Annotated in this window: 9 protein-coding genes; 3 read left to right on the top strand and 6 right to left on the bottom strand. The window is 69.9% G+C overall.

Annotation, left to right across the window (positions count from 1 at the left end; translation table 11 throughout):
• Window positions 1-100 precede the first annotated feature (100 nt).
• Window positions 101-802, top strand: coding sequence for a PhzF family phenazine biosynthesis protein (locus ACFWF3_RS16505; RefSeq protein WP_379314333.1), 702 nt, complete (start codon window positions 101-103; stop codon window positions 800-802).
• Here the strand turns inward: ACFWF3_RS16505 and ACFWF3_RS16500 are convergent.
• Window positions 799-2,163 carry a hypothetical protein gene (locus ACFWF3_RS16500; RefSeq protein ID WP_379314332.1) on the bottom strand — a complete coding sequence of 455 codons (1,365 nt, stop codon included), beginning with the start codon at window positions 2,161-2,163 and terminating at the stop codon, window positions 799-801. The two genes, ACFWF3_RS16505 and ACFWF3_RS16500, sit on opposite strands and share 4 nt — an antisense overlap.
• A 58-nt stretch (window positions 2,164-2,221) precedes the next feature.
• The gene (locus ACFWF3_RS16495) at window positions 2,222-2,830 is read right to left on the bottom strand and encodes a DUF5134 domain-containing protein (protein ID WP_379314331.1); all 609 of its coding nucleotides are present in this window, start codon (window positions 2,828-2,830) and stop codon (window positions 2,222-2,224) included.
• Window positions 2,831-3,037: 207 nt separating this feature from the next.
• On the opposite strand from ACFWF3_RS16495, the gene ACFWF3_RS16490 reads away from it, so the two are divergent.
• Entirely contained in the window at window positions 3,038-3,535 is a 498-nt protein-coding gene (locus tag ACFWF3_RS16490; RefSeq protein WP_379314330.1) for a GNAT family N-acetyltransferase, read from the top strand.
• 35 nt (window positions 3,536-3,570) lie between these two features.
• On the opposite strand, the gene ACFWF3_RS16485 is transcribed toward ACFWF3_RS16490, so the two are convergent.
• Window positions 3,571-3,969, bottom strand: a complete 399-nt coding sequence (locus tag ACFWF3_RS16485) for a hypothetical protein (RefSeq protein ID WP_379314329.1) — start codon at window positions 3,967-3,969, stop codon at window positions 3,571-3,573.
• A 32-nt stretch (window positions 3,970-4,001) separates the two neighbouring features.
• Here ACFWF3_RS16485 and ACFWF3_RS16480 point away from each other — a divergent pair, with 32 nt between their 5' ends.
• Entirely contained in the window at window positions 4,002-4,253 is a 252-nt protein-coding gene (locus tag ACFWF3_RS16480; RefSeq protein WP_379314328.1) for a hypothetical protein, read from the top strand.
• A 379-nt stretch (window positions 4,254-4,632) separates the two neighbouring features.
• Here ACFWF3_RS16480 and ACFWF3_RS16475 read toward each other — a convergent pair whose 3' ends face one another.
• From ACFWF3_RS16475 to ACFWF3_RS16465, 3 genes are all read right to left on the bottom strand, one after another.
• Complete coding sequence (locus tag ACFWF3_RS16475) at window positions 4,633-5,691, bottom strand: AAA family ATPase (RefSeq protein WP_378988568.1); 1,059 nt, start codon at window positions 5,689-5,691, stop codon at window positions 4,633-4,635.
• A gap of 103 nt (window positions 5,692-5,794) precedes the next feature.
• Window positions 5,795-7,018 carry an aspartate aminotransferase family protein gene (locus ACFWF3_RS16470; protein WP_379314327.1) on the bottom strand — a complete coding sequence of 408 codons (1,224 nt, stop codon included), beginning with the start codon at window positions 7,016-7,018 and terminating at the stop codon, window positions 5,795-5,797.
• Between the two features lie 54 nt (window positions 7,019-7,072).
• On the bottom strand, window positions 7,073-7,674 hold a 602-nt coding region (locus ACFWF3_RS16465), incomplete at its 5' end, for a Pr6Pr family membrane protein (RefSeq protein WP_379314326.1).

Here is a 7,674-nt window from a genome sequence, read left to right as displayed (position 1 = left end):
GGATTTCCGGATCGGGGCCGCTGCCGTGCTGGGATCGGACGTGTCTTGGCGGGCTCGCGGGTCGGTGGGCCTCGCACAGCGGCCCGGTAGGCTCGCGATCATGAACGCACATGATGTGCCCGATACCCCGAACGTCCAGGTCGAGGTCGTCCGAGTGTTCACCGATCCGGCCGGAAACCTCGGCAACGCGCTCGGCATCGCCCGCGCGGGCGACGTCGTCGCCCTCGACAAGCAGGAACTGGCGGCACGGCTGGGGTTCAGCGAAACCACGGTCGTCTCCGATCCGGTCGACGGCGTCGCCGACGTCCGCATCTACACCCCGGCCGTCGAGTTGCCCTTCGCCGGGCATCCCACCGTCGGCACCGCGTGGTGGCTCGACGTACAACGCACGCCGGTGCACACCTTGCGGGTGCCCGCGGGGCCCGTCGCCGTCAACCGAACCGACGGTCTGACCTGGATCACCGCGCGCGCCGAGTGGGCACCGAAGTTCGCCTTCCAGCAACTGGATTCGGTGCAGGAGCTGGCAGCCTTGGTCCCCGTCGACTTCACCGACGGCCAGCATTTCTTCTGGGCCTGGACCGACGAGTCACGTGGCGCGCTGCGCGCCAGGATGTTCGCGCCCGCCATGGGCATCGCCGAGGACGAGGCGACCGGGGCGGCGGCGGTCGCGCTCACCGCCCAGTTGCGCCGCGGGCTGATCATCACCCAGGGGCAGGGCTCACAGCTCTACACCGAGTGGGACTCCGACGGGTGGGTTCGCCTCGGCGGACGGGTCGCCGAAGACCACGTGGTGGTGCTCTAACTCTCCGGTTGACCGCCGAAGCGGCGCAACCAGGGCGGTCTGGCCGCCCAGTGGCCGCGTCGCTGTGGCGCGGCGCCCAGGTCGGCGAGGATGCGGGTTTCGAGCGCGCGGGGCGGGGTGTGCTGGTCGTCGGCGGCCAGCAGCGCGAGCACTTCGTGCACACCGCGCACGCGGGTGGCGAACTGCGACAGACTGTTCGGGGTGGTGGCGGTGAGCCTGTTCTCGATGTGGTGGTGTTCGAGTTCGGCGACCGCATCGAGCGCGTAGGCGTCGGCCAGGGACAGGACCGAGCCGGGCGGGCACCACGACTGCCTGGCCGTCCACCGGGGGATCCGCTGTTCGGCGAGCCGTTCGATGCCCTCGCCCAGCAGTCTCGTCACCATCGGTACCCGCAGGCCCAGTTCACGACCGATGGCGCGGTAGGTGCGGCCGCCGTAGTAGGCGAGGACGAAGATCTCGCAGTGGCTGTCGAGGGGGTCGTCGAAACCGAGTCTGGCCGCGGCCGCCAGCCACGGCATGTCGTCGCCGCCGCGGCGGTCCAGACGCGCGCGCTGAACCGCGAGACGATGGATCTGGGCCAGCAGCCAGGATTGGTCGGGGGTGAAGGCCGGGCCGTCGTGGGCGATCCGGGAGGGCGCGCCGAAACGATCCGTCCCGAGACGTTCGGCGTCGATGCCGACCGCGCCCGACCGATCGACATCGATGTGGCCGACGGCGTGGTCGGCGTTCAGACGGTCGGTACCGGTGTTGCCCGGCTCGGTGACCTCGGATGGGTGGTCCGCGTGGGAGCCGGGCAGACCATGGACTGCGTCGTCTGTGCCCTGGTGGCATCGGTCCGGGTGGTCCGTGCCGAGGCGATCCGGGGTCTCGGAGCGAGAGCCTGCCTCGGTGCTCGCGCGGTCGGGCAGGCGGGAACCCTCGTGGGAGTAGACGACGCCGCGACCGAAGGCGACATCCATCGCACCGTAGGTGTGGGGGGCCAGGTCGGATCGCTGTTCGGTCGCGACGAACGCCGAACGCCCCCACGGTGTCCCGAGGTCCGGCCCGGGACGCGACAGCGGAGCTGGCTCGGTGTGGTCGTCCCTTGATTCCGCGGCGGGAAAATCGGGTTCCCGGCCGGCGTCGTCCTCGTCGACGATCCACTGCGCCGATCTCGCCCGTCGATAGCCTTCGCGGACCACATCTTCGGCAGCACCGCGGCGGTGCAGCACCCGCAGGGCCAGCCCGAACGCGGCGGCGCCGGTGGCGCGGTAGAGCGCGCGCATCTCCTCGCGATCGTCGGCACCGGCCACGATCGGGGGTATCCGCGGACCGGCGCCGCGCGACCCCGGCGGCGGTTGGGGACCGCGCTGCCCACTCATCGTCGAATTCCTGCCTGCACTAAGGCAATTCGCAGCGCGAGCGGTTGTGGATCGGTATTCACCGGCCGATCGCGGCGATCAGCATGAACGCGGTCCCGATGTCCATCACCACATGAGGCACCAGCGCCGAGGTCAGCGGGTGGGAACCGGCGGGATGAACGATGCGGTGCCAGCGTGACCGGTAACCGGCCGTACCGAGGACGAGCAGCGCATCGAGGCCGAACAGCACCGCCAGCCCGACGGCGGGCCAGCGCGCCCCACCGGGGTCGTGCACGGCCCCGTGCCCGGCCATCGCGTACAACATCGCCGCAGCCGCGAGGGTGTGATAGCCCAGCGCCAACACACCGTCGGGTGCCGAACCGGTGCGCCACTCCATGACACGTTCGGCGAGCAGGATCGCGAACGCCACGGTGAGGGCGGTGAGTATCGCGCGCATCGCGTGCGGGTCGGTCGCGGCGGGGAACACCAGCATGGCCAACATCACCAGGCACATGAGCAGGTGCGCGCTGTCGGAGGCGGTATCGATCCGGTGCGCCGACCGGGTTCGCCCGGTCAACCGGGTGGCCACGATCAGCGATGCCAGGACGAACGCGGCGACCACCGGCCACCGCACGAACGCATACTGCTGCACGAAATCGGCCACACCCCACCACTTTCGAGTCGACACCCGCGCCACCATGCTCGCACCCGTACTGGTCGCCCGGGGCGTTTTCCGCGGTCGGGGCGTGCCTCGTCCAGATGCCTCGCGGAAGCGGACACCACCGCGAGGCCCTCGCGCCGTGCCCTCGGCACCGCTCGCTCAGCACGGCGAGCTCACTGCCACCGTGGCCGACCCGGATCGATGGGCCGCGGCATCGATCGGCAAACTGGACTTATGACCGATAACCCGACTGCTGCGGTCGACCAGCTTCGCGTGGTGGCCGATGATCTCACCGGCGCGGAAATCCGGAGCCTGCTGGCCGCCCACCACGCGGAAATGGCGGACACCACCCCCGCCTGCAGCATGCACGCCCTCGACCTCGCCGCCCTGCGCGATCCCGCGGTCACGGTGTGGAGCGCGTGGTCCGGCGAGGACCTCGTCGGGTGCGGCGCGCTGAAGGAACTCGACGCCGAGCACGCCGAGATCAAGTCCATGCGCACCGCCGACGGGCATACCGGCCGTGGTGTGGCCGCCGCCGTGCTCGCCCACCTGGTCGCGGTGAGCCGAGAACGCGGGTACCGGCGGCTGAGCCTGGAAACCGGCGCCGAGGACTTCTTCGCCCCGGCCCGCCGCCTGTATCTGCGCCACGGGTTCGCTGAATGCGGCCCGTTCGGCAGCTACTCCATCGACCCGCTGAGCCGCTTCTTCACCCTGCGGCTCGATCCTCGCTGATCCCGGATCGGCGTCGGCCACGCCACGCTGTCGGCTCAGCGCAGGCGGAAGACCGGGCCCCGGGGGGCGAACGGTAGGCAAGCCCCCGCGGGGACGAGGAACGCATGTTCGCGGCGGATCCGTACCGCGTCGCACTGCCCGTCGGTGATCACCAGAATCGGGCCGTCGACCGGGAAGTCCTCGGCTCGTTCGAGCAGGCGGATGCCGGGCTGCAGGATCGTGCCGCCGCGACCGCGCACCCGCACGCCGGCGGCGATCTCCTCCACCGGCAGGTAGCCCGCGTCGTAGGCGGCCGCATCGCAGTAGACGACTCTGGCTCGCGGCACGTCTCGGGCCAGCGCGTAGGACGCGATCGCGCCGAGCCCTTTGCCGAGCAGGGTTACGTCCATCGAACCCGACGTATCGAGGACTACCCCGAAGGTCGGCAACCGCACGTTCTCCTCGGGGCGCACCCACGCCGTCGGCGGTGCGCTCGCCGCCCGCGGTGGCCAGCGCCGCACGGGCGGCGGCCGCGATACCCCGCGCGAACCGGGCGGGGTTGTCGACGCGTTTCGCGGTCTCGGCCGAGGTGAGCAGGAAGTCGGCGAACCCGGTGCGCGCGAAGGCATCCGGCACTGCCGTATCGCGCCACCGGGCTGCGGCAGCGTGCTCGTCGGCCAACTCGGGCGTCGGCGGGATGTCGGCGGGGCGGGTGCCGATCTTCATCGTCGTCAGGTAGGTGTCGACGGCGGCACAGCACGCCGCGCGGTAGGCCGGATGCGGTGCGCGCACGTCGCGCCTGCCCTCGGGGTCTCCCGGGTCGAGGCCGGTGATGTTGGCGGGCACCGTGTTTCGTGGATCGAGGTGACCGAATCCGGCGTGGAGCAGGCAATGCGCGAACACCCATGCCCATTCCTGTGCGGTGGCCCGGCGTTTCGGGTGATAGCCCACGTAGCTGCCGCTCAGCCGCGCCCACACCGCACGAGGAGTCCGCTCGTCGAGGCGGTACAACTGGGTGGCCAGCGGCCGCAACGCCGGGTGGGCGCATGCCGCCTTCCAGCCGTCGTCGACCGCCTGCTGCCACGGATCCGCGACCGTGCGCCGCTTGCGTGCCATGCTCAGCGCCGCGCGGCCAGGCGCGGCAGATCCCGCGACACCTCGATGAGGAACCACGACGGCAGTACCGGCATCCCCTCGGCATCGGAGGCGATCACCAGTTGCGCGCACTCCACCGAGATCTCGGCGAGTTCCACCAGCAGCGACTTGGCGCGCATCACGAAGCGCTGCACCGTCGGCGAGGTGTGCGCGCGGTCGCCGGGGAGATCTTTGATCAACCGGACGCGCATCGTCTCGGACAGGAAATAGAGCAGGTCACGGTCGGCCGGGTCACGCGGCCACCCGGCGTCACCCTTGAGCACCGCGTCCAGGTCGTAGGCGTGGCGGATCGTTTTCACGAAGGCGCGGAAGCCGGAACCGTGGCCGAGGGTGAGCGTGCCCGCGGCGAGGACCTGCAGGGTCGTGTCGTCGATGTCGTCGCCGCAGGAGTGCAGCGCGTCGGAGAGCATGTGCCAGCCGCGCGGCGTGGAGAAAGGTGCCTCGGTTTTGGGCGGCGCCGACCACAGGTGATCGGGGCGCTGGGTGAGGTAGCGGATGATCCAGGGGTGGATGTCGTGGGTGGTGGCCCACTGCAGCCAGTCGTCGACATCGGCGCGCAGGTGCAGGTGCACCATCCGGTTGACCAGTGCCGAGGCCATCGGCCGGGCGAGCGCGTTGTCGGTGGCGCGATTGCCCGCGCCGATCACCACCGAACCGGCGGGCAATTCGTAGGTCCCGATCCGGCGGTCCAGGATCAGCGAGTAGAACGACTTCTGCACTTCCGGTGAGGCGGCGTTGAGTTCGTCGAGGAACAGGCAGTAGGGCTCCGGTCGCGCGATCAGCTCCGGCGGTGCGAAGCGGCTGCGATCATCGACGATCTGCGGGACACCGATCAGGTCTTCGGGGGCGAGCTGGGTGCCGAGGAGCGTGACGCACTCCAGGCCGAGCGAATCGGCGAAGGTCCGCACGAGCGAGCTCTTACCGATTCCCGGCGCACCCCACAGGAACACCGGCCGCACCACCGCGACATGCAGCAGCAATTCCGGTAGTTGGTCCGGTGTCACGGTCACCGATGCTTGCACGCAGGTCCTCCCCTGTTCGATCAGAACAGAGCAGGCTAGCCCGCACGACTCCGGGCCCGCCAGCGAGTTTCGCCGACGGGCCCGGTGTCGATCGACTCCCGAATCAGCCCAGGGCGCGGGCGAATCCGTCGGCGAGCTCGGCGACCTGGGCGTCGGTCATGACGAACGACGGCGAGATCTGCATGGCGCCCGCACCGGCGGCGCGGCCCGAGATGCCGTGTTCGCGCAGGGTTTTCACCAGGGCGGGACCCTCGGACGGGTCGGCGAGCTGCACGGCCGCCACCGCGCCGAGTCCGCTGCGGACCTCAGCGACGCGGGGGTGGTCGGCCAACGGCGCCAACGCGGTGTGAAGGGTGGATTCGAGGCGGGCGGCTTCCTCCAGGAGGCCCTCGCGTTCGACGATGGCGAGGTTGGCCAGGGCCGCGGCGGCCGCGCCGGCGTGGCCGCCGTAGGTGTAGCCGTGGCGGAACCAGGTGCCGCCGGCGAAGAAGGGCTCCGCAAGGTGGGGAGCGATGAAGACCGCGCCCATCGGGAGGTAGCCGGAGGTGAGGCCCTTGGCGGTGGTCATCAGATCGGGCTGCAGGTCGAAGCGGGTGGAGGCGAACCAGGAACCGCCGATGCGGCCGAAACCGGTGACGACCTCGTCGGCGACGAACAGGATGTCGTGGTCACGGCAGATCTGGCGGACCTCGGCCAGGTAGCCCTGCGGCGGCGGGTACACCCCGCCCGCGCCGATGATCGGTTCGCAGAAGAACGCGGCGATCCGCTCGGCGCCGACCTCTTCGATCAGGGCGAGCAGGGACTTCGCGTCGTTCCATTCGACGGTGCGGGTGTCGTCCACCAGCACGCCGTAGCCCTCCTTGTTCGGCGCCAGACCGCCGAGCGCGGTGCTCGCGTAATGCATGCCGTGATAGGCCAGACGCCGCCCGACCAGGATTTTCTTGTCGGCGCGGCCCTGCTCGTGCCAGTAGCGGCGGGCCAGTTTCGCCGCGGTCTCCACCGAGTCGGAGCCGCCGGAGGTGAAGAAGATCTTGCTGCCGGGAACAGGGGCGATCGACGAGAGTTTCTCGGCGAGCTCCTGGGTGGGCGCTTCGGTGATGTCGCCGAAGTTGGAGTAGTGCGCGATGGTGCGCAACTGGTCGGCAACGGCGTCGGCGATCTCGCCACGGCCGTGTCCGACATTGGCGAACCACAACCCGGCGGTGGCGTCGAGGTACCGCTTGCCCGCGGTGTCGAAGACGTAGGCGCCCTCGCCGCGAGCGATAACGAACGCACCGTCACGATCGACGGCACCCATATCGGCGAATCCATGCCAGAGCGCATTCATGGCTCCACATTTACCCCACTGCGCCGACAGGCGCGCACCTGGCCCGCCGCCGGGTCAGCCTGCTGACTTGCGTTCGCGCCACCGAGCGGGCAGATCTCCCAAGCCGGCCATCGCGACCGCGAGCACGACGAACACCACCAGCAACACCACCAACCCGATCGTCAGCGACACGTATCCCTGCGTCCGTGGGTCGATGAACGGGTAGGGGTACCAGTCGACGATCGGGCCGCGGATCAGGCTGTAGACGCCGTAGGCGACCGGGAAGATCAGCCACAGGCCGATCAGTTCGAGGCTGGGGCGCAGGCGTTGCGCCATCGGGACGAGCAGCCAGTCCAGCAGCAGGACCAGCGGCACGATGCGATGCAGGACATCGTTGATCCACTTGTCGGTGAGCATCACGTCGACATTGGCCAGCAGGACCGCGTAGACGACCATCGTGATGAGCATGTACAGGGTGACCGCGCCGCGAAATATCTGCCAGCGCGGGCTCTGCGGCGCTATCAGGCCACCGACGAGCAGCACGATCACGGCCAAGATGTTGGACTCGATGGTGAAGTAGCTCAGATAGTTCGTGAGCGAGAACGTCGCCGAGTCGAGGTTCCGCACCGGGATCCAGACCAGGGCGAGGATTCCGAGCAACCCGAAACCGAGCCGAC

Source organism: Nocardia sp. NPDC060220 (genome assembly GCF_042727815.1).
Classification (GTDB): domain Bacteria; phylum Actinomycetota; class Actinomycetes; order Mycobacteriales; family Mycobacteriaceae; genus Nocardia.
The sequence above is the reverse complement of the archived record's forward strand: the minus strand, read 5'-3'. Positions and strand labels throughout refer to the sequence as shown.